23 protein-coding genes are annotated in these 22,799 nt (G+C 39.5%); 2 read left to right on the forward strand and 21 right to left on the reverse strand.

Annotated elements, in window-relative coordinates; all coding sequences use genetic code 11:
- The 18 genes from hisD to J6I68_RS01820 all read right to left on the reverse strand — a co-directional run.
- Positions 1-1,272: histidinol dehydrogenase (hisD, locus tag J6I68_RS01735; RefSeq protein ID WP_292216742.1), on the reverse strand; the 1,272-nt coding region annotated here is incomplete at its 3' end.
- 1 nt (position 1,273) lies between these two features.
- Positions 1,274-1,912, reverse strand: a complete 639-nt coding sequence (gene hisG / locus J6I68_RS01740; RefSeq protein ID WP_292216744.1) for an ATP phosphoribosyltransferase — start codon at positions 1,910-1,912, stop codon at positions 1,274-1,276.
- Positions 1,913-1,916: 4 nt separating this feature from the next.
- Entirely contained in the window at positions 1,917-3,038 is a 1,122-nt protein-coding gene (gene hisZ / locus J6I68_RS01745) for an ATP phosphoribosyltransferase regulatory subunit (RefSeq protein WP_292216746.1), read from the reverse strand.
- Positions 3,039-3,125: 87 nt separating this feature from the next.
- A complete protein-coding gene (locus tag J6I68_RS01750; protein WP_292216749.1) occupies positions 3,126-3,662 on the reverse strand; it encodes a Holliday junction resolvase RecU in 537 nt (178 codons plus the stop codon).
- Between the two features lie 3 nt (positions 3,663-3,665).
- Positions 3,666-4,631, reverse strand: a complete 966-nt coding sequence (locus J6I68_RS01755) for an RluA family pseudouridine synthase (protein ID WP_292216752.1) — start codon at positions 4,629-4,631, stop codon at positions 3,666-3,668.
- 9 nt (positions 4,632-4,640) lie between these two features.
- The gene (locus tag J6I68_RS01760) at positions 4,641-5,243 is read right to left on the reverse strand and encodes a hypothetical protein (RefSeq protein ID WP_292216753.1); all 603 of its coding nucleotides are present in this window, start codon (positions 5,241-5,243) and stop codon (positions 4,641-4,643) included.
- Positions 5,240-5,890, reverse strand: coding sequence for an HAD family hydrolase (locus J6I68_RS01765; RefSeq protein ID WP_292216780.1), 651 nt, complete (start codon positions 5,888-5,890; stop codon positions 5,240-5,242). Before J6I68_RS01765 ends, J6I68_RS01760 begins: the two co-directional genes overlap by 4 nt.
- A gap of 17 nt (positions 5,891-5,907) precedes the next feature.
- Positions 5,908-6,636 (reverse strand): pseudouridine synthase, encoded by a 729-nt coding sequence (locus J6I68_RS01770; protein WP_292216755.1) that lies wholly within the window; start codon positions 6,634-6,636, stop codon positions 5,908-5,910.
- Positions 6,637-6,647: 11 nt separating this feature from the next.
- The gene (locus J6I68_RS01775) at positions 6,648-7,727 is read right to left on the reverse strand and encodes an N-acetylmuramoyl-L-alanine amidase family protein (protein ID WP_292216757.1); all 1,080 of its coding nucleotides are present in this window, start codon (positions 7,725-7,727) and stop codon (positions 6,648-6,650) included.
- 65 nt (positions 7,728-7,792) lie between these two features.
- The gene (locus J6I68_RS01780) at positions 7,793-8,494 is read right to left on the reverse strand and encodes an ATPase (protein ID WP_292216759.1); all 702 of its coding nucleotides are present in this window, start codon (positions 8,492-8,494) and stop codon (positions 7,793-7,795) included.
- Between the two features lie 19 nt (positions 8,495-8,513).
- On the reverse strand, positions 8,514-8,999 hold the full coding sequence (gene coaD / locus J6I68_RS01785) for a pantetheine-phosphate adenylyltransferase (protein ID WP_292216760.1): 486 nt from the start codon (positions 8,997-8,999) through the stop codon (positions 8,514-8,516).
- A gap of 4 nt (positions 9,000-9,003) precedes the next feature.
- Positions 9,004-9,558 carry a 16S rRNA (guanine(966)-N(2))-methyltransferase RsmD gene (gene rsmD / locus J6I68_RS01790; protein WP_292216761.1) on the reverse strand — a complete coding sequence of 185 codons (555 nt, stop codon included), beginning with the start codon at positions 9,556-9,558 and terminating at the stop codon, positions 9,004-9,006.
- Entirely contained in the window at positions 9,555-11,792 is a 2,238-nt protein-coding gene (locus J6I68_RS01795) for a DNA gyrase/topoisomerase IV subunit A (protein ID WP_292216763.1), read from the reverse strand. Before J6I68_RS01795 ends, rsmD begins: the two co-directional genes overlap by 4 nt.
- An 18-nt stretch (positions 11,793-11,810) precedes the next feature.
- Complete coding sequence (locus J6I68_RS01800; protein ID WP_292216765.1) at positions 11,811-13,733, reverse strand: DNA gyrase/topoisomerase IV subunit B; 1,923 nt, start codon at positions 13,731-13,733, stop codon at positions 11,811-11,813.
- A gap of 40 nt (positions 13,734-13,773) precedes the next feature.
- Positions 13,774-14,643, reverse strand: a complete 870-nt coding sequence (locus J6I68_RS01805; protein WP_292216767.1) for a DegV family protein — start codon at positions 14,641-14,643, stop codon at positions 13,774-13,776.
- A gap of 65 nt (positions 14,644-14,708) precedes the next feature.
- Entirely contained in the window at positions 14,709-16,778 is a 2,070-nt protein-coding gene (gene recG, locus J6I68_RS01810; RefSeq protein ID WP_292216768.1) for an ATP-dependent DNA helicase RecG, read from the reverse strand.
- Positions 16,779-16,839: 61 nt separating this feature from the next.
- On the reverse strand, positions 16,840-18,615 hold the full coding sequence (locus tag J6I68_RS01815; protein WP_292216770.1) for a DAK2 domain-containing protein: 1,776 nt from the start codon (positions 18,613-18,615) through the stop codon (positions 16,840-16,842).
- A gap of 30 nt (positions 18,616-18,645) precedes the next feature.
- Positions 18,646-19,008 carry an Asp23/Gls24 family envelope stress response protein gene (locus J6I68_RS01820; RefSeq protein WP_292204385.1) on the reverse strand — a complete coding sequence of 121 codons (363 nt, stop codon included), beginning with the start codon at positions 19,006-19,008 and terminating at the stop codon, positions 18,646-18,648.
- 189 nt (positions 19,009-19,197) lie between these two features.
- Between J6I68_RS01820 and rpmB the strand changes: the two genes are divergently transcribed.
- Positions 19,198-19,383 (forward strand): 50S ribosomal protein L28, encoded by a 186-nt coding sequence (gene rpmB, locus J6I68_RS01825; RefSeq protein ID WP_120738031.1) that lies wholly within the window; start codon positions 19,198-19,200, stop codon positions 19,381-19,383.
- A 51-nt stretch (positions 19,384-19,434) separates the two neighbouring features.
- Here the strand turns inward: rpmB and J6I68_RS01830 are convergent, their stop codons facing one another.
- Genes J6I68_RS01830 through J6I68_RS01840 form a run of 3 tightly spaced genes read right to left on the reverse strand, consistent with a single transcriptional unit; the run spans position 19,435 to position 21,522 of the window.
- Entirely contained in the window at positions 19,435-19,851 is a 417-nt protein-coding gene (locus tag J6I68_RS01830) for a hypothetical protein (protein ID WP_292216772.1), read from the reverse strand.
- A 6-nt stretch (positions 19,852-19,857) separates the two neighbouring features.
- Positions 19,858-20,616 carry a sigma factor gene (locus J6I68_RS01835; RefSeq protein WP_292216774.1) on the reverse strand — a complete coding sequence of 253 codons (759 nt, stop codon included), beginning with the start codon at positions 20,614-20,616 and terminating at the stop codon, positions 19,858-19,860.
- 24 nt (positions 20,617-20,640) lie between these two features.
- Positions 20,641-21,522 (reverse strand): hypothetical protein, encoded by an 882-nt coding sequence (locus J6I68_RS01840; RefSeq protein WP_292216776.1) that lies wholly within the window; start codon positions 21,520-21,522, stop codon positions 20,641-20,643.
- Between the two features lie 164 nt (positions 21,523-21,686).
- On the opposite strand from J6I68_RS01840, the gene J6I68_RS01845 reads away from it, so the two are divergent.
- On the forward strand, positions 21,687-22,799 hold a 1,113-nt coding region (locus J6I68_RS01845; protein ID WP_292216778.1), incomplete at its 3' end, for a BadF/BadG/BcrA/BcrD ATPase family protein.

Consider the following 22,799-nt stretch of genomic DNA (forward strand, 5'->3'; position numbering starts at 1 on the left):
GATAGAATTTGCATGTGCAGTAAGTCCTTCTCTGGTTGCAAACAATTCAATATCTTTGTGAACATTAAATAAAGCCTGTTTTGAATAAGAAATAATACTTGTTTTCTTTACAAAATCATCTACTGAAAGTGGCGAGAAGAATCTTGCTGTCCTATTTGTAGGAAGTATATGGTTTGGACCTGCAAAATAGTCTCCAAGAGGCTCTGAGGAATAATCTCCAAGGAAGATCGCACCTGCATTTTTTATCCTGGTCATGGTCTCATATGGATTCTTAGTGATGATCTCAAGGTGCTCTGATGCTACAGCATTTGCAGCCTCAATGGCATCATCCATATTGTCAGCAACAAAGATGTATCCATAGTTCTCAAGTGACTTTTTAATTATATCAGCTCTTGATAAAGTTTTAAGGAATTCGTCGATCTCTTTTGAAACCTTATCAGCCAGGTCCTGAGATGTGGTGATTAGTATTGCACTTGCCATCTCATCGTGTTCTGCCTGAGATAAGAGGTCAGCAGCTACATACCTTGGATTTGCGGTCTCATCTGCTAAAACCAGTATCTCACTGGGACCAGCTATAGAATCAATTGAAACATGACCAAAGCAGGCTTTTTTTGCAAGGGCCACAAAGATATTTCCAGGTCCTGTTATCTTATCAACCTTTGGAATACTCTCTGTTCCAAATGCCATAGCTGCAATAGCCTGGGCTCCACCTACTTTATAGCTTTCGGTAACACCTGCTATATCAGCTGCAACAAGTGTTCCAGGGTTAACCTTTCCGTCTTTTCCAGGAGGTGTGCACATTACGATCTTTTCAACTCCTGCAACCTTAGCTGGAACCACATTCATAAGAACGCTGCTTGGATAGGCTGCCTTACCACCAGGAACATATACGCCGGATATCTCAATAGGAAGGATCCTTTGTCCAAGAATGCTTCCATCCTCTCTTGTATCTATCCATGTATTTCTCTTTTGCTTTTCATGGAATACTCTGATATTCTCAGCGCTCTTTTTCATTACTTCAATGAACTCCGGATCAAGGGCTGCATAAGCCTCTTTAATCTCATCATCTGTTATTTTAATGCAAGAGGCATCCAAAGTGCATTTATCAAACTTTGCTGTATATTCGAACAAAGCTTTATCACCATTATTTCGAATATCATTTATAATTTCATTTACTGTATTTTCATATTCTGTGTAGCTTCCAGGATTTCTGTTTAAAAGATTACCTAAAAGCTCCTTTTTTGTATTTTCTGTCAGCTTAAGAGTTCTCATATCAGCTTAAGTTCTCCTTCATATCACTAATGAGCTTGCGAATCCTGTCTGTTTCCATCTGCATACTAACCTGGTTTACAATCATTCTTGCAGAAAGTGGACAGATTTCTTCTAAAACTTCAAGTCCGTTTTCTTTAAGGGTGGATCCTGTTTCTACAATATCAACTATCACATCTGAAAGATTGACAATTGGGCCAAGTTCTACAGAACCATTTAGCTTGATTATGTCTACAGTCTGATGCTTTTTATTAAAGAAATAATCCTTGGCAATTCCAGGGTATTTACTTGCAACCCTGATCATCTCCCTGTGCTCTAAGAGCTCTTTTGCCTCGTGAGGTCCGCATACACACATCCTGCACTTTCCAAATCCCAGGTCAAGAACCTCATAGACCCGTCTGTTTTCTTCAAGAATGGTATCTGCACCTACTATTCCGATGTCTGCCGCACCATACTCTACATAAGTTGGTACATCAGGACCCTTGGCTAAAAAGAATTTAAGTTTTAATTCCTCGTTGGTAAAAATAAGCTTTCTTGTCTTCTTATCAAGTATTTCATCGCAATGGATTCCGCATTTTGCCAAAAGATCCATTGTGTCATTAACAAGTCTTCCCTTACCAAGAGCAAAAGTAAGATATCTCATTGTCTCACCCTCTCTTCTTTACATTCTTAAGTGCAACTGCTTTGCCTGATGCTCTGAGGTCAGAAGCCTTTCTCAGGCTCTCAGAAAAAGTGCTTTCGTCGTATTCAATTACGATTGGCGCTTCTTCATGTGAAATCTCGATGTTCTGTCTGTAAAGGGCAGACATAAGATCATCAAGAAGTATTACAAATCCAATAGCAGGTGCGTCTTTTCCATATTTTCCAATAAGGGAATCATATCTTCCGCCCTTGGCGATCGCGTCACCAACGCCATAAGTATAAGCGCTGAATATTACACCTGTGTAGTAATTAAACTTACTGAGCATGCCAAGGTCAAAAGAAACATACTGGCTTACGCCATATTCTTTTAATACCTGATAGAGCCTTTTAAGCCTCGAAATCGCCTGGATCGATCTTTCGTTTTCAACCTGCTTCCTTGCTCTGTCAAGGGCCTCGTCTGAGCCAATAAACTCGGAAAATCTAACGATAAGCTCCTTATATTTGTCAGGTATCAGTCTTTCAGTCATGATATTTTCAGCTGCAAAATAGTTCTTTTGCAATATTTGCTCCCTGACCATTTCCTCAGTATCTTCATCGATTCCAGCTTCTTCGCAAAGGCCCTTGTAGTAATCTGCATCACCAATGCTGACCTGGAATTCTTTAAGACCAGAGCTTTTTAATGACTCAATCAAAAGAGCTATCATCTCTGCATCAGCAAAAACTGAGTCATCATTTAAAAGCTCAACGCCTATGTTGTAGTTTTCCTTTAACTTTCCTTGAAGATTTGAAGTATTAAGAAAGGATTTTCCCTGATATACAACTCTTACAGGCTCAGAATCTTCAAGCATGACCTTTGATGCACATCTTGCTATAGAAGGCGTAAAATCAGGCCTAAGAACCAGCGTGTTTCCTTCTTTATCGAAAAACTTATAAAGCTCTTTTGCGTCAGAAGCATTGATCTCATCAGAAAAAACATCAAAAAACTCAAAAGTGGGAGTATCTATGTCCTGAAAGCCAAAGCTCTTCATTTTACTGTAAATCTTGTCCTTTATGAGAATGCGGTCACTACATTCAGAGCCGTAGATATCTCTCACACCGTCTGGTGTATGTAATAAAACTTTATTCATATAAACCTCACTTTAGTAATGCGCAGTGCTACTATGCTACTATAATAGAGAGTTTACATTATTGATAAACCCGTGTCAATCTTTTTCTTACCGCAAGTCAAGATCTATGGATAAAGCATCCAGATATGGTACAAATATACCTGCTTCATGACTCTGGCTTAAAACGTATCTTTTATCAAGTTCATCATGCCGAAAGCTCTTTCTGCCACCATTTTGCGCTCTGTCCCAAAAGACTTTTAAATCTCTGTATGGCAGATAATAAAATTCATTAAGGCCAGTAAAATAGATCAGGAAAAACGCTACTCCATCCTGTTTTTCAAAGTTATCCATGAAGCTGACCTGATGAGGATGGATATTTTCAAGAGTAAAGGTCTCCTGAGCGCACTCTTTTGCATCAAAACACACAGGGATTCCCTGAACAGCACCAATGTAGTCAACAGTACTCTTCTGGTCAAAGTAAGCAAGAGTAATGTGCCTGGTCTCTTTATCGATATTAATGGGGGTAATTGGAGTTGGTATCTTTTGAATAAGAGCAAGTCCCATCTCTCCATACCTCTCATTGGTCCTATTTATAAGTTCTTCTAATGTTGAGCCTCTAAGGCCCCTGGAATTCCATGTTGGCATGCTCTATCCCGTTATCTTTTGAAATTCTTTTGGAAGTGGTGCTGTAAACTCTTTACCAGAAAGTGTATCAAAGGGCTTGTCTAAATCTTCTGGAAATCTGACTCTATAGCTGTGAAGAAGCTGATGATCAAGTGAATCAACTTTTTGGCCACCGTACTTAAAATCGCCAATGATCGGATGTCCTATACTTGATAAATGAGCCCTTATCTGATGTGGCTTACCTGTCACAAGTTTAACTTCAAGAACTGTAAGGTCTTTTTCTTTAATATAATCAATGGGCTCATAGTCAGTTTCAATATATGAGTATCCATCTCCCGGGTTGTTTACCTTAATATCAACCTTATTTTTCTTTTCATCTTTGCTTAAATAGCCCTTAAGGGATACAGGCTCTGACAGATGGCCAAAAACAATGGTTCTATAGTATTTATCTATAAATCGTTTACTGATAAGCTCATTCATAGTCCTTGCGCCAATAAGAGACTTAGCGCAAATAACAAGTCCGCTGGTATTCCTGTCAAGCCTGTTACAGATCGATGGTCTGTAGGATGAAAGACTTTCTTTTGTAATGTCACCTTTGTTTAAAAGATAATCAATAAACCACTCATTAAGGCTTATATCCTCTGGTTTTGCCTTCTGTGACAAAACACCAAAAGGCTTATTTACAAGAACTATATTGTCATCTTCATAAATAACAGAAATATTTCCAAGTGACTTTAGGGCTTTTCTGGCACTTTTTTGGGGAGAAGTATTCCCTTTAAGCTTTTCAAAGGTCTCATCAGAAAAGAATACCCGGATCACGTCACTTTCTTTTAGCTTTTCAGTGCCGTCAGCCTTCTTACCGTTTAGAGTGATATTCTTTTTTCTAAGCATTTTATATATAAAACCAGCTGAAGCTTCTCTAAAATAAAAGTTAAGAAACCGATCAAGCCTCTTTTCAGATTCATTTGGTCCGATAACTATCTCACGCATAGGCTTTCCTTATAAAGAAATAGAAAGAAGTACAGATGCAGCAGTCTCCTGTGTACCTGGAACCCAGGCATCTTCAAGAGCCTGAGGGTCAATCTTTTTTTCCTGCCTTATTCTCTCAAGCTGAGAAAGCCTTAAGCAGAAATCATCTAGCTTATTAAAGGCTTTAACGCTATAGCTTCCGTACCCGTTTTGAGCCATCATCTTTTTTATGTGCTTTTCTAGGTCAATAAGGTCAAAGGAATCATCTTCAACGTAGCAGCATATGTTCTTATCAAGTACTGTTGATGCTGCTACATTAAAGTTCTTGTCATATGAGGTTATAACTTCATCATATCGAACAAGCAGCCCGCCTTTACTTTTGTTTATCTTGTTAAAAGAGCTGTCACTACATCCCTTTGCCCTTAAGAACATTATAAGGTTTACTGCACTCCAACCAGCAGGCAGACATAAAAGCGCTGCTATGATACTCAAATAGTTTTTGCTTGAGCCAAAAATAAAAAGGCCAGAAAAAAGCAGCGCAAGGACCACAAGCAAAAACAGTCCTGTGCGCAATATGCCAATCTGCCTTCTGTATCTGATATATCCAAAATCACCCTTAAAACTCTTTTTCATGAAACAAATCCCCAGTAATCTTCTATATATAAGTCTGATAATTCTTTTTTCAGATCATCGCTGTGTCTGGAATAATCATCGCTTACAGCGACAACAGTCATACCAGCATTTCTTGCAGCCTTGATCCCATCTACAAGATCTTCAAATACAAGGCACTTTTTAGGATCAACTCCAAGCTCTTTTGCAACTAAAAGATATATATCAGGAGCAGGTTTTCCCTTATGCACTTCAGTTCCTGATTTTATGCTAAGAAATTTATCTCTAATATCATGAGAAGAAAGAACCTGCTCTATAAGCTCGGTAGAATTGCTTGATGCAATACCAAGTTTTATTCCCTTCTCCTGACATAGCTTAAGAAAATCAAATGCCCCATCTTTTAAAGGAACTTCATTGGTGTATTTATCAAAGGCCATTCTGTTCCAGTCATCACCAATTTTCTCGATTGAATCAGGAATTGAAAACCTCTCCTTAAAGTAAATGGCTGTTTCTATAAAGCTCCTTCCACCAATCTCTTTTTGAAGATCCTTTGGAGCTTCAATTCCAAAGCCCTGAAGATACTCAATATCAATAGCCTTCCACATCCACATGGAATCTACAAGTGATCCATCAAGATCAAAAATTACTGCTTCAAAATCATTTAAATCTATCTTTGGCATATAAATCCTTACTTGTTTAATAAATCTATTTCCTGCTGCGAAAGAGGCCTATACTCTCCTGGCTGTAAATTATCAGGGAGCTGCAGCGTTCCCATGGAGATTCGTTTTAAGAATAACACTTCATTTCCAACAGCTTTAAGCATCCTCTTAACCTGATGAAATCTCCCCTCGTGAATTGAAAGTAGTATCACAGGCCTTCCCAGGTCGTCGCAGGGTGCATAAGTAACCATGCAAGGAAGCGTGTAATCTACTGACCCGTCTTCCTTTTTATCACCAATATTAACGCCTTCTTCAAGTTTTGCTTTATCTGCATCTGAAAGAGCATCTCTTAAATGGACCTCGTAGGTCTTATCAACATGCTTTTTAGGGGACAAAAGCCTGTGAATAAGTCCTCCGTCATCGGTTATAAGAAGAAGCCCCTCTGTATCAATATCAAGTCTGCCACAAGGGCTTAATCCCTTAATGTTCTCATCCTTTAAAAGATCTAAAACCGTTATGTTTTTCCCATCTGTAGTTGCGCTGACAACACCCTGAGGCTTGTTAAGAATGAAATAGTGATACTTTTCATAGCTAAGTAAAACGTCGTCAAAAGAGATCTCATCACTATTTTCATCAATGTGGACATCGCTTTTTGTAGCAACAATCCCATTTATCTTACATCTTCCGTTTTTAACATATTCTTTTATCTGTTTGCGGGTACCAATATTATGTTCCCCAAGAAATTTATCAAGTCTCAAAAAGCACTCCATCAATATACAAAAGACGCATTCACAGTAACAGGTGCACTGGTAGAATCCTTTTCATAGTTGTTGTAAGATTTTACAACAATAGTAGGATTTGTTGTGCCAGACGGAACCTTTACATTAAAAGACTGCGTTGGTTTTGTTCTGTCCCACATCTGTAAAGGGCAGAAAGTCTTACCACCGTCATAGCTATAACTAAAGTAAATTACAGGACTCTGCTTATCTACTGCTGTAAGTTCAACAAGGACATTACCACTTGCCACATCGTAGCCAAGAACTTTTATGTCACATTGATCAGGACCTGTTTCATCCTGATAGAGCTTTCCATTTGGCTTCTTTACAGATTTATAAGTAAAGCCTGAATAATCAGTTCCTAAAGTCTTAGATTTAAGGCCATAGTACTTGGCGATGGCTGTGGCATCTGACTGAGCCAGCTTATTTATGAAGCTGTTTGTTTTAACCAGAGAAACATCATTGCCATTATCAATATATGCATGCTCCAGAATTACACATGGCATATTCCTTGCAACGCACTGTCTTATTATTCCGTAGTAATCATTTCCTGATGATCCAATCCTGGTTTTAACACCTTTTTGGTAAAGTCCAAGTCCGTTCCATTCAGCAGAAACTATCTGTCCAAAGTTATAGCCTTTTTGATAGTAAGATCCGAAGGTTGAAGTCCAAACTTCTGAACCATAAAACAGGTGCTCACTGGATGCATTGAAGTGAATACTGAAAACAAAATCTGCATTTACATTTTGAGCAAATTTTGCCCTGTCCTCCAAAGACATGATCACATCAGTAGTTCTTGTCTGGTATACAGTAATGCCTTCGTATTTTTCAAGTTCTGCCTTAAGTATATTCGCAAGCTGAAGAGTCAGCTCTTTTTCAGAAAGGCCATTATACTGAGCACCAAGATTCCTGTCCCCAGTTCCGCCGTGTCCGGGATCAATTACTACTACAACATTCTTATTTGCAGCCTTTGCTTCAATTGAAAATGTAGGAATAACAAAAAGAGAAATTGAAAAAGCAATGGTCAAAATAACTGCCATAAACTTTTTAGCGATAATAGACTTATTTTTCATAACTTTCCCTCTCACATTAAAAGATAAAAGCTGTCGCTAAAAAGCGGCAGCTGATAAAGCAAAAATTAGTTGATCATATCAAGATTGATGTTGTCTTCCTGAGCATCAAGCTGTTCACCAATATCAGAAGGTGCAGCTGCATTTGTTGAAGCTGTAGTATTAACTGGCTGCTTAAGATCTGCCCTGTTTGATCTGATCACTTCACTGTACTGAGTAAGTGCAGATAAGATACTGTCGTTGTTTTGTGCAACTTCCTTAACAATGTTGATACTGTTCTGCTTAACTGATTCAATGATCTCGTCGTTGTGCTTGCTTGTAGCATCAATTGACTGGGCAATTATGCTCTCAACATCTGCAAGAAGCTGATCTGTGTAAGTTACGGCAGCAGCCTTCATTTCGTTAGCTTCGATCATTGCATTATCAAGTATTCCCTTGGCCTGCATAGCAGCCTGAGATACTACTTCGTTGGCCTGTGCATAAGCCTGCTGCATGATCTCATGCTCATTGATAAGCTCATTGGTATGAACTGTAGCTTCATCAATAAGCTCCTGAGCTTTCTTTCTTGCATCATTTAAAATTGCTTCTTTATTGCTGATGATCTTTTGATATCTCTTGATCTCTTCTGGAGTCTTACTCCTAAGCTCTCTTAAAAGCTCATCAATTTCCTCTTTGTTAACTATGATCTTGGTCTGAGAAAGAGGCTGAGGCTTACAATTGTCTATATAGGTCTCAATCTCATCTATCAGCTGTTCAATCCTGCTGGTCATAATAAAATTCCCCCTGAATTTACTTAAATCCGTATTTCTGATAGAGCCTGTCAGCTATAAATTCCGGTACACACGGTGAAATATCCCCATTGTAGCTGGCAATCTCTTTGACAACTGAGCTGCTAAGATATGAATACTTAAGGCTTGTTGTCAAAAATACGGTATCAACCTGATTATGGGACAATTCCTTATTGGTCTGTGCAATCTGAAGCTCATATTCAAAATCAGTAATGGCACGAAGTCCTCTGATAACAATATGGATATCAGCACTCTTGCAGTAATCAATAAGTAGTCCGCTGAAAGACTCGATCTTCACGTTAGATAAGTCTTTAACAGATTCTTGTAACATTTTAACACGTTCATCAAGACTAAACAATGGAGTTTTAGCCGAATTGCACATCACAGCCACTATAACTTCATCAAACATCTTGGATGCACGATTTATGATGTCTAAATGTCCTAAGGTTACTGGATCAAAGCTACCAGGATAAACAGCAATTTTCATTTACTTAAGCTTCCTTTCTGTAAAGAAAAACATGTTTATTGGTCTTGTACTCTTTTTCTCTTCTGACTTCAAAGCCATAATTCTCAGCAAAAGAAAAGTCAAGATTAAGATCTGCTTCCACGATGATCATGGTATTTGCTGTAACATAATTCATCTCTGAAAGCTGAGACAAAGTTCTCTCATAGAGTTCGCCGTGGTAAGGAGGATCAATAAAGATTATATCCGCCTCCTTTTCCTTGATGCTTCTAAGTCCAAGTACAACATCCTGCTTAAGGACAGTAGCCTGCTCCTCAAAATGTGTAGTCTTAAGGTTCTCAAGGATACACTTATAGGCATTTACGTTGTTCTCAACAAATACAGCCCTTACAGCTCCTCTTGAAAGAGCTTCAATACCTATTCCGCCACTTCCAGCAAACAGGTCGATAAATACTGACCCAGGCACCTGATTCTGTATCATGTTAAAAAGAGTCTCTTTTATCCTGTCCTGGGTTGGTCTGGTATCGTTGCCCTCAGGAGTAACAAGCCTTAATCTTCTTGCAGTTCCTGCAATTACTCTCATAATCTCACCTTTGTTCCCTTGGTATCTCTGCTTGTGATCTTAAGATGTCCAAGGTTAAGTTCTTTGCCGTTATGCTCAATCTTCTTCTCTTCCATATCAGAAAGATAATATACATCTCTGATGAAATCCTTGGAAGATAGTCTCATTCCTCTTACGCCAACTGCAGCCTTTTTCTTTTCGGGAACAGTTTCAACAAGGAATCTGAGGAAATATCCGTCGTTGGTCTGAAGAATTACAGTTTTCTGTGTGTGAAGTATCTCTACATTTACAACCTCATCTCCATCAAGGAGCTTGGTTGCAGCAACTGTTCTCTTGGAAACATCAAACTCTCCGCCGTCAACAACCTTCATCATTGATTGTTTTGTAGTAAAGAGTATCCTGTAAAGATTAAGATCTGACTGGCTGGCAGCCATTACTATGGTTTCCTTGGAGGTGTCGAAGTTGCTGACATTATCAATTGGAACGCCCTTATCTCGCATCTTGGCCTGGGGCAGATCCATAGCCTTTACAGTATGAAGATTACCGGTATTTGTAAAGAAACAAACCTTTCCGGTATTCTTCATGATAAATGAGAACCTGAACTCATTTTCAATTGTCTCTTTATTCTTTTCATATGTAGATGCATCGATGGTCTTAGCATAGCCAAATTTGTCCATGATGAAGGCTACGTCGATCTCTTCTACAGGCTTTTCTTCGTAAACTGCATCTTCTCTGTCGTCGATTTCAGTTCTTCTTGCCTTCTGATATTCCTTTTTAATCTTGATAAGGTCATTCTGGATAACCATTGACATTGACTCATGGCTCTCCAAAATATCCTCATATCTGTAGATATTTGCCACTGTCTGCTCGTGCTCTTTAATAAGGGCATCAAGTTCAAGGCCAATGAGCTTGTACAGTCTCATATCAAGGATGGCATCTGCCTGTGCCTCTGTAAAAAGAAGCTGTGCAGCCATGGCTTTTGATTCCCTTGATTTAAAATTGATTCCTTCTGTAACACCATTAACCAGGCAGTTCTTGGCCATTGGTCTGTCCTTGGAACCACGCAGGATTTCAATGACAAGATCTATAACATTGCAAGCCTTGATAAGGCCTTCCTGAATCTCTTTTTTATCCTGTTCTTTCTTTAAAAGAGTCTGATATTTTCTTGTGGTGATCTCAAACTGGAAATCAGCACAGGCTCTCATGATTTCTTTTAAAGAAAGGGTCTCAGGCCTTCCGTTGTCGATGGCCAGCATGTTGACGCCAAAGGTATCTTCAAGCTTGGTCTTTTTGTAGAGTAGGTTGGTAAAATTCTCTACATCAGCATCTCTTTTAAGCTCTATAACGATCCTGATACCTTCCTTGGAAGACTGGTTTGAAATATCAACAATATCATTGGTAATCTTCTTTTCAGCAAGCTCTGCAACATCAGCCATGAACTTACCAATACCAGCTCCTATCATAGTATAAGGAATTTCTGTTACTACAAGGTTTGTATGGCCGTTTTTGCCCTTTTCTACTTCAACCTTGCCTCTTATCTTAATCTTTCCTACGCCGCTTTCATAAATGGATAAAAGCTCATTTTTATTGATAACGACGCCGCCAGTAGGAAAATCCGGACCCTTGATGTACTTCATTAAGTCTTTTGTCGAAAGAGTATCATCCTGGATATAAGCAATTTCCGCATCTATGACTTCTGCAAGGTTGTGAGGAGGCGTACTTGTTGCCATACCTACCGCAATACCTTCTGAGCCATTTATAAGGAAATTAGGGATCTTAACAGGAAGAACTGAAGGCTCTTTTTCTGTCTCATCAAAGTTTGGTACAAAATCTACTACATTCTTATCAAGGTCCTCAAGGAAATTCTCCTGAGTGAGTTTACTAAGTCTTGCCTCAGTGTAACGCATGGCAGCGGCTCCATCGCCTTCGATATTGCCAAAGTTACCATGACCATCTACAAGAGGAACCATCTTCTTAAAGTCCTGAGTCATTACAACAAGACAGTCATAGATGGAGCTGTCGCCATGGGGATGATATTTACCCATTGTATCACCCACGATCCTGGCGCTCTTTCTGTAAGGTCTGTCATATCTGATGCCAAGGTCGTACATGTCATATAAAGTTCTGCGCTGAACCGGCTTAAGGCCATCCCTGATGTCAGGAAGGGCTCTTGCTACAATTACGCTCATTGCATAGTCAATAAATGACTTTTGCATAACCTCGGAATATTCGGTTCTAATAATACGATCATCCATTGTTCGTTTTTCCTATCGTTAAATATCAAGCTCTGCATCTGTTGCATGCTGATGGATAAATTCTTTTCTTGGAGGAACATCGACTCCCATAAGAAGCTCAGTCATCTGAGATGCCATCTTTGCATCTTCGATCTCCACAAGCTTAAGAAGTCTCCTCTCAGGGTCAAGGGTTGTCTCCCAAAGCTGTTCAGGGTCCATTTCACCAAGACCTTTGTACCTCTGAAGTGTGAAGTTACCCTTATGAGTCTTTCTATATTTTGAAAGAGCTACATCATCATAGAGGTACTCCTCTTTTCCCTTTGCAGGAAGTGCTTTATAAAGAGGTGGCATTGCAAGATATACATGTCCCTGGAAAATGAGTTCTGGCATAAATCTGTAGAACAAAGTAAGAAGCAGGGTTGCGATATGCTCACCATCAACGTCCGCATCGGACATGATTATGATCTTGTCATAGCGGAGCTTGTTGATATCAAAGTCATTGCCATAGCCCTCAGAAAATCCGCAGCCAAAGGCGTTTATCATGGTTTTTATCTCTGCATTTGCAAGGACTTTATCAATGCTGGCCTTCTCAACGTTAAGGATCTTACCTCTGATAGGTAGAATGGCCTGATAGTTACGATCTCTTGCCATCTTGGCTGAGCCTCCCGCAGAATCTCCCTCTACGATAAAGATCTCACACTTTGATGCGTCCTTACTTATGCAGTTTGCAAGCTTACCATTAGAATCAAAGGAGTATTTTTGTTTGGTAAGCATGTTGGTCTTAGCTTTTTCTTCGGTCTTGCGGATCTTGGCAGCCTTTTCAGCACAGCCAATTACAGCCTTTAAGGTTTCAAGGTTTCTGTCGAAAAATCTTGTCACCTCTTCACCAGTAATCTTGGATACTACCTTGGCTGCATCCTGGTTATCAAGTTTGGTCTTGGTCTGACCTTCAAACCTTGGATCCGGGTGCTTGATGGAAATGACTGCAGTCATACCATTTCTTACATCAGTACCTGTAAAGTTGACGTCCTTGTCCTTAAGAATACCAAGTTCTCTTGCGTACTGATTGATAACGTTGGTAAACATTGTCTTAAAGCCGGTAAGATGTGTACCACCTTCAGCGTTATAGATGTTATTACAAAATCCCAGTACTTCTTCGTGGAACTCATTGACATACTGGAAGGCAGCTTCAATCTCAATGCCTTCGCTCTCTCCACTAAAAGAGATAACGTCAGTGACAGACTCTTTGGACTTGTTCATGTCCCTGATAAAGCCTGTTATACCGTCAGGTTCGTGGAATTCAATATATTCCTCAACTCCAGGTCTCTTATCTTCAAAAACTATTGTAAGCTTGGGATTAAGATAAGCAGTTTCATGAAGTCTTGATTTAATATCATCTTCCCTGAACCTGGTCTTTTCAAAGATTTCATCATCAGGAAGGAAGTTAATGGTTGTTCCTGTCTCTTTTGTGGTACCTACTGAAGGAAGAAGTCCATCGATAAGCTCAACTGTGGGAATACCTCTTTCGTAAGCATCCTCATAGATAAGCCCATCCTTTTTAACCCTAACGCTCATTCTTTTTGAGAGCGCGTTAACAACCGAAGAACCTACACCATGAAGTCCTCCGCTGGTCTTATATGCGTTATTATCAAATTTTCCACCTGCATGGAGCATGGTAAGAACTACACGCTCGGCTGAAACGCCCTTTGCGTGCATACCAACTGGAATGCCTCGGCCATTGTCTTCGACAGTTGCACTGCCATCTGCCTCAAGGCTTACATGAATTCTTGTACAAAAGCCTGCCAGATGCTCATCTACAGCATTGTCCACAATCTCATAGACAAGGTGATTAAGACCTCTGGTAGTGACACTTCCTATATACATTCCAGGGCGCTTTCTTACAGCTTCAAGGCCCTCCAGGACGGTAATACTGGAAGCATCATAATTTTCTTTTAATGACATTAGATAACCCCTTTAAAACATTTTTTCATACAATTTATATTCAGTAATGGATCTTTCTGGTTACTGTTACAGCCAAAGCTCCAGGTCCAATGTGACATCCAACTGAAAGAGAAAGCGGATCAAGATGCATATCAAAGCCAGGAATTGCAGCCTCTACCTCTCTTTTCCACTCAAGAGCAGCATCCAGATTATTGGTATAAGCACCAGCGATCCAGAAGTCTCCTTTATCCATGCCTCCAAATCTGTTCTCGATATCAGATTTGATGGCATTTATCATGATGTTTTTGCCCTGAGCTGTGGTTCTTGCTTTGGCAAAGGCATCGAGCTTCTCGCCCTGGATCTGAAGTACCGGTTTAAGGCGAAGAAGTGTTCCAAGTGCAGCAGCTGCTGGTGTTATTCTTCCGCCCTTTTTCAGATAATGAAGAGTATCAAGCATAATGTAGATGCTGGATTCCATCTTGGTCTCCATCAGCTTATCTCTGATAGCTTCTGCAGAAAGACCAGCTTCAGCCATTTCCTTTGCATCAAGAGCTGACTGCCTCTGTGTTACAGAAATTCTCTGATTATCTATAACAAAAACTTTTCCTTCATATTCTTCCTGGGCGATCATATATGCGCTCTGGCAGGAACCTGAAAGGCCACTGCTCATGGGAATATATATGATCTGCTCATATTCCTTAAGAACTTTATCCCAAAGGGTCATAAGTGAATCAGGTGTCGGCTGGCTCGTTGATACATCTGCATCTTCAGCTAGTTTCTCGTAGAACTGAGACTGGGTTAAGTTAATATTCTCGAAGTAGTCCTGACCATTTATCATAAAAGGCATTGGTACTACGTATATTCCCAGCTCTTCTGCCTGCTTTTGGGTTATTCCACTGTTACTGTCTGTAATTATAGCAATCTTAGACATGTCAATAAGCCGGCAAATGCCGACATTCCTCCTATTTTCACTAATATGATAGATTAAGTTTACTTTTATAAAGTTGTAAAGTCAACAAAATTTGCAGATTTTGTATTAAGCACTTCTCTAAGCACAGCATGTTGTGGCAGTGACAGATCAGGATCTTCTAAAAGTATCCTGTCAGCATCCATGGCTGATTCCTTGACAAGGTCGCTGTCATGGTAGATATCTCCCAATCTGAAGTTCATTTCACCGCTCTGTCTGACTCCAAATAGATCTCCAGGTCCTCTTTGTTTAAGGTCTTCTTCTGCAATAACGAATCCATCGTTGGATCTGTTCATGATATCAAGTCTTTTTGCTGCTTCCTCATCATCTGAAGAATTGATAAAGATACAGTAGGACTGATCCTGTCCTCTTCCTACTCTTCCTCTGAGCTGATGAAGCTGTGAAAGACCAAATCTCTCAGCATTTTCAACCATCATAACTGTCGCATTTGGTACGTTTATGCCAACTTCAATAACAGTTGTTGAAACGAGAACATCTATTTCTCCTCTGCCAAAAGACTCCATGATTTCATCTTTCTTTTCAGGCTTCATCTTTCCATGTAGAACGCTTACAGAAACGCTACCAGGAAGTGCTGATCTAAGAACTTCTGAATAGTCCATAACATTTTCAACACCGTCCAATTCACCCTGCTCTATCATGGGACAAATAACATAAACCTGGTGTCCCTTTGAAACCTGTTCAGCTATAAATTTATAAGCTGTTTCTCTATAGCCAGGGCCTACAACGCAGTTTTTGATTGGAAGCCTGCCAACAGGCTTTTCATCGACGATTGATATATGAAGATCACCGTAAAAGATTATAGCCAGTGTTCTGGGGATGGGAGTTGCACTCATGGCAAGGACATGGGTACTTTCACCTTTACCAGAAAGAGCACCCCTTTGCCTTACACCGAATCTGTGCTGCTCATCAGTTACCACAAGAGCCAGATTCTTGTAGCTTACTTTATCCTGAATAAGGGCGTTGGTACCGATGATGCAATTTACTTCTCCCTCACTTATGCGCCTTTGGACTTCTTTTTTAGCCCCTGCCGGCAGGGATCCTGTAAGCAGGGCTAAATTTAAATTCTTTATATTATACTTTTTTATAAGTTCATTAAATGTCTCATAATGCTGGGCTGCAAGTACCTCTGTTGGGGCCATCATTGCACCCTGATAGCCGTTTGCAGCTGTCATCAAAAGAGCCAGGAATGCCAATATCGTTTTACCGGAGCCTACATCACCCTGAATAAGTCTGTTCATCACGAAAGGCCCGGAAAGATCTGCTGTAATGTCATTCCATGCTTTTATCTGAGCTTTCGTCAGATCATATGGAAGCTGCTCCATAAGCCTTTTTGTGTCAGCAACCTCTATCATCCTGGACATATTTTGTACTTCATCAGAATTCTGCTTAAGAAAACGAAGTCTTAATACAAAAAGTAAAAACTCATTATATGCAAGTCTTCTTCTGGCATCCTCAAGCTCCAGATCCCCGGTAGGAAAATGAACGGCCTTTAGAGCTTCAAAATAGCTCATAAGATCTAGTCTTTTTAAAATATCCGAAGGTACAAACTCATCAAGGCTTCCAATGTTAATAAAGGCCTTTTCAACAGCTTTTTTCACAGTGTTATTAGTAAGGCCTTTAGTTAAAGGATACCTTGGCCATAGCCTTCCAATAAGTGATGCATATTCCTCTTCTTTGTACATTTTAGGATGGTCCATGGAAAAGAAATTTCCCTTTTTTCTGACCATTCCTCTAAATACGTAGGTTGTTCCAGATTTTAGCGAACTTGCAAGGTATGGCGCATTAAAGAATACTATCTTTATCCTGCCTGTATCGTCAGCAGCATCAAATGCAGTAATAGAGAGATTCCTTACACGTCTTTTTGTAATAGATCCGACAATTGTAAGCCTTGATGACATGACAATATTGGCCTTGAGGTCACAGGCCTTTACCGGAGCATCAAACTTATCGTAGCCCCTGGGAAAATAGTGTATCAGATCATCACAGGTAAAAACCCCTACTTTATTAAAGAGCTTTCCTGTTTTTTCACCAATTCCCTTTAATGAAATTATGCTTTCTTCAAGTTCTCTTTTCCCCAAAACAGTCCCCTTGAAATACAAAATAAACAAAAAGCCGGACTAAAAGCCCGGCTTAATAGTTTTATTCAGCAGATACAATATAGTAGTAAATAGGCTGTCCACCAAACTGAAGCTCCACGTCACAGTCTGGGAATCTGGAAGAAATGCGATCTCTTAATGAGTTTGCATCTGCTTCGCTAACCTCATCACCGTAATAAACGCTGATAAGCTCTTTATCATCGTTCATCATCTTCTCAAGCATATCAAAAGCAACATCAGCAATATCTGAACCAACTCCAAGGATTCCCTTGTCGCCAATTCCCATATAGTCGCCCTGCTTGATGGTGACATCATCGATAACAGTATCTCTTACTGCATAGGTAACTTCACCGGTTGAAACAGTTCCCAGAGAATCGTTCATGGAACTGATATTGTCATCAAGTCCAGCATCAGGAACATAGTTGATGATGGCTGTAATACCCTGTGGAACAGTCTTACTTGGAACAACCACGATCTTCTTGCCATCTTCAGAATCCTCTGACATGATAGCTGCCTGATTAGCTGCAAGAATGATATTCTTGTTATTTGGAAGAACAATTACAGTATCTGCATTGACCTTGGCGACTGCATCAAGGATGTCAGCAGTACTAGGATTCATTGTCTGACCACCTTCGATAACGTAGTCAACACCAAGTCCTCTGAAGATATCAGCCAGTCCAGAGCCTGCACAAACTGTTACAAATCCAACGTCCTTCCTTGGTCCCTCTGGAATTTCATCAGCAGCATCATTAAGCTCTACCTTATCTCCAAGAGGAATATCATCACCAGCAGAATATGTAGGTGTCATCTCTGCAGCTCCGTTAACTTCTGTCTTGATTTCTGACCAGGAGCCGTCTTTATTTTCATGGAAGAGCTTCTCTCTGTGCTCCATCCACATGTTATCGATCTTCATGTTGGAGAGCTGGCCATACATTAAAGCTCTCTGAATAGCAAGTCCAGGATCATTGGAGTGAACATGTACCTTGCAGATCTCATCATCTGCAACCATTACGATACTGTCACCAATTGACTCAAGGAATCCCTTAAAGTCTATCTCCTGCTTTACGTTAAGTGGCTTGTTTAAAAGAACTATGAACTCGGTACAGTAGCCAAACTTAATATCTTCAGCTGGCTGAGCCTTACCTGACTCTTTGTCAGGCTTGACGTCCTCCTCAGTGATGGTCATGTCAATCTCTTTACCAAGATAACCATCAAGGGCTCCCTTCATAACCTGTACAAGTCCCTGTCCACCTGAATCTACAACACCAGCCTGTTTAAGAACCGGAAGCATATCAGGTGTCTTGGAAAGAACCTCATCAGCATAATCAATTACCTGTCTGCAGAAGGATTCGATATCATCGCAGCCTTCCATTGCAAGCTCATGAGCCTTCTCACTGGCTCCCTTAGCTACTGTAAGGATTGTTCCTTCCTTGGGCTTCATAACTGCCTTATAAGCAGTTTCAACACCTTTTTCAAAAGATTCAGCAAGTACGTTTACTGTAAGAACGTCATGCTGTTTAACAACCTTGGTAAAACCTCTGAGAAGCTGGGATAAGATAACACCAGAGTTACCTCTTGCTCCTCTAAGTGATCCTGATGAAATTGCCTTGCAGATAGCTTCCATATTAGAAGAATCTGAAAGTGACTGAACTTCCTTGGCTGCAGACATGATGGTCATAGTCATGTTTGTACCTGTATCTCCATCAGGAACAGGGAATACATTCAGTTCGTTGATCCACTCTTTTTTAGCGTCAAGATTTTTCGCTCCGCTAAGGAACATCTTAGAGAGCATCTTCGCGTCAATAGCATTATTACTCAAAACAATATCCTCCATAAACCTAAGGTCTATTTAGTCGATGACGCGAACGCCTTCTACATAAATATTTATCTTTTCTATCTCAAGTCCAGTAAACTCTTCAACCTTATATTTAACAGTATCGATAAGGTTTTCTGAAACAGCTGAAATACTAACACCGTAAGAAACAATTACGTGAAAATCAAGTTTAAGCTTGTTGTTCTCATCAAGAGTTACGTTTATGCCTCTTGTCATTGAATCAAGCTTCAAAAGACTAACAAGTCCGTCCTTAACATTAACATTGGCCATACCAACGATGCCAAAGCACTCCATGGCAACAGCGCCAGCATACTGGGCAATAACTTCATTATCAATGGAAATATTTCCCATGTGAGTATTTAATACTGAAGCCTTCATATATGTCCTCCTTTATGCAGTGTTTTTGCATACCACATTGAATTATAATAGAAGCAATCAAAAAAATAAACAATTATTTTTAAAATATAACTTGCAATCTAAATTGTTTTTTGCTAATATATCAATGTTGCGGATAATTCTGCGCAAAATTGCTATTAGAACAAACATGGCTTATAAGGAGGTGTCAAAATGGCTAAATGTGAAATTTGTGGCAAGGGCGTTCATTTCGGTAACAACGTAAGCCATTCTCATAGAAGATCTAACAGAGTTTGGAAGTCTAACGTTCAGCATGTTGCAGTTAAAATTAACGGAAACACACAGAGAATGAATGTTTGCTCAAGCTGCCTTAGATCTAACAAAGTTGAGAGAGCTTAATCGCTACTTGATCAAAAAATTAAAATCACCTGGTTTTTGCCAGGTGATTTTTTATGCAGAAAATCCAAAAAGTGCAAGTTTTGAAAAAATAAGCTCTCTTACTATTATGCCAAGCTTCTCCTTTTCTTCTTTATCAAGCTTTACAAGCTGCTCTATTGTATAGACCTTTTCTTTAAAGCCCTTTTCTCTTTTTTCTGGATCTTTGTACATGGATGTCCGGACCCTTGACCTTAGCTGTTTATATATTCTGTAGTCAAATCCCTCTGTATTCATGTAATATAAGTGAGATTCAAGGGTAGTTTCATAATCAACTTCACCTTTTAAGTATTTTGTGATTATGGTCTTGTATTTAAAGGGAACCATTTCATTATTTAAAAGCTCGCTATAGCTGTAGCGAGCTCCAAAATAATATCTTTCGATATCCTGCATGTAATATTTAAAGTCATTTTCATTAACTATGTTGTTCATGGCTTCTTATTTCTTTTCTCCGCTGTCGATGTCCTCTATTTTGTCTCCAGAAAACTTGATGGCACTTCTTATCTTGTCCTCTTCCCACCCGGTTTCTTCCATAAGTTCCTCTACAGTAACCTTTCTCCTAAGGTCATCTGAAAGTTCTTTCGCTTTGTCAGCCACTTCATTTACTAAAGTTAATACCTTCTGCATTCCAGCATCCTCAGAAAGATTTTCCTGGATGATCTTTTCCATGGCATCAAGCATCATCTTATAAAGAAATGCTTCAACCTCTTTAGGCTCTCCCACTGCTTCAAGCATTGTGACGCCCTTTGTAAGAGCAACATTTCCTTCTCCGATAAGATCCTCGATATAAACTCCCTGCTCTGAGTACATCCTTGCCACATCAACAACAAGGGGAAGATAGTTTTCTATGAGCCTACTTTGAGCATCCTTATCTCCTGCTATAGCTGACATCTGTATAGCTTCAAGTTCGCCATCACTTAGTTTATTTAAAGAAGACAGACTTTCAATGTAATCCTCAAGATAGTTCTTTTCTTCCTGGCTTAAGTCCTCATCAAAATCTGCGTCCTCGCCGACACCGATCTTATGGTTTTTTAAATAATCGTAGACCATATCAAGCTGCTTTTCATCCAGATCAAGCTCTGAAAATGCAAGGTCTATCTGTTCTTTTGAAATGGTGTTTTTATTCTCTCTTGCTGTTCTTGTGACAAGCTTTAAGATCTCAGCAAATTCTTTTTCTTTATTATCAATATTTCCCATTTGCGATATATCTCTTTTCTGTGATTATTTTACGTGCTGATGAGTAAAAAGATGATCCTGGCAGTATTCATAGTTGCCATTACACTTGGAGCAGAACCTGAATTCAAGTTCAGGATTAGTTTCTTCAGTTCTGCCACAAACAGCGCATTTGTGCCTTGTGACGCCCTGAGGTCTCATCTTGACTCCTCTGTTAAACTCCTGTCTTCTCTTTATCTCTTTTGGCCTTAAATGACTTAACCTTCCCAAAGAAAGATAGAAAAGGAAAACATTCAAAAACTGGAAGAAAACAGCAAAGAATATTGCATAGTTCCTGCCGATGAGTCCATTGTAAATAGCGCTGAATGCAAGCATTCCAGCGTAAAGGATACCAAGATACTTAACCTTTATCGGAATGATGAACATCAAAAGAAGCTGAATATCAGGATAGCAAATTGCAAAGATAAGAAATACTGCTTCCTGGATGTAGTAAGTGCTAAATACTCCGGACAGAGTATACATAAGCGCTGCAAGGAGCTGTTCATTACCTCCGGTTATGAGGTAATAAACAAGATATGTAAGAAATGCGGACAGGATCATGAAAATGATACCGCCAAAGATAAACACATTGTATCTAAAAGTTCCTATAGTCCGTTCCATGGTGGTGCCCATGAAATAATACAGATACAACGTAAAGAATATCCAGATACTAAGGGCCTGTGGCGGAATAAGAATCCATGTCACAAGGCGCCAGACCTGACCATGAAGTATAAGATATGGGTCCAAAGTCAGATAGTTAGTTATATTCACTTTAAAGGGCGCAAACTGCAATATGTATCCAAATATGTACAGTCCAATGATGTAAACTGTGATATTTCTTATGGCGTACTTTCCAAATTTTCTTTCCATATTATTTAAAAAGTTATTCATTAAATGCCTAACCTTCTTTCTTTTAATGGTTCATGTAACTTTAAAATTTTAACATCTGCTGATTTTATTGTAAACATTTTATGCAATCTAATCCAATTGCTTTTTTTGCCCCCCTGCTATATAATCATTTAGATTGTCATTTATTAATAAGAAGAGGTTTTAATATGATTTCAAAGGATTTTACACTTGGAATTGACATAGGTTCTACAACTGTTAAGATTGCGCTTTTAGATAAGGATAGAAATATTGTCTTTTCTGATTATAAAAGACATTTTGCTAATATTCAGGAGACTTTGTCTGAGCTGTTAAATGAGGCAAAGGAAAAATGCGGAAACATCACTCTTCATCCAGTCATCACTGGTTCTGGCGGACTTACTCTGGCAAGTCACCTGGGAGTTCCATTTGAACAGGAAGTTGTGGCTGTTTCCACAGCTTTAAAGGCTCTTGCACCAAAAACTGATGTTGCTATTGAGCTTGGCGGCGAGGATGCCAAGATAATCTATTTTGAAGAAGGTAACGTTGAACAGAGAATGAATGGTATCTGTGCAGGTGGTACAGGTTCTTTTATAGATCAGATGGCTTCACTTCTTCAGACAGACGCAACTGGTCTTAATGAGTATGCAAAAAACTACAATTCTCTTTACACAATAGCTGCAAGATGCGGTGTATTTGCCAAGTCAGATATACAGCCTCTTATCAACGAAGGCGCCACCAAGGAAGACCTTTCAGCTTCAATTTTCCAAGCCGTTGTAAATCAGACAATTTCTGGTCTTGCCTGCGGTAAGCCAATAAGGGGTCACGTGGCATTTCTTGGCGGACCACTTCATTTCCTGGATCAGCTCAAGGCTTCATTTGTAAGAACTCTTAATCTAGACGCCGAGCACACGATTGAGCTTGATAACTCTCATCTATTTGCTGCCATTGGCTCTGCCATGAACGCCAAAGAAGAAGTTTCTTATTCAATGGATGAAATGACTGGAAAGCTCTCTTCCAAGATTGTGATGGAAGCTGAAGTTTCTCGTCTTGATCCTCTCTTTAAAAATGAAGAGGAATATAAAACATTTAAGGCAAGACAGGATAATTACAGAGTAAAAACAAGAAAGCTTGACGATTACAAAGGAAATGCATTCCTTGGTATCGATGCTGGTTCAACTACCACTAAATGTGCTCTTATCAGCGAAGACGGTGATCTTCTTTACTCCTTCTATTCTAGTAATAATGGAAGCCCGCTTAAGACTGCTATCTCTTCTATCCAGGAGATCTACAAGCTTATGCCA

Origin of the sequence: Butyrivibrio sp., assembly GCF_017940685.1 — a bacterium.
Taxonomy (GTDB): domain Bacteria; phylum Bacillota; class Clostridia; order Lachnospirales; family Lachnospiraceae; genus Butyrivibrio.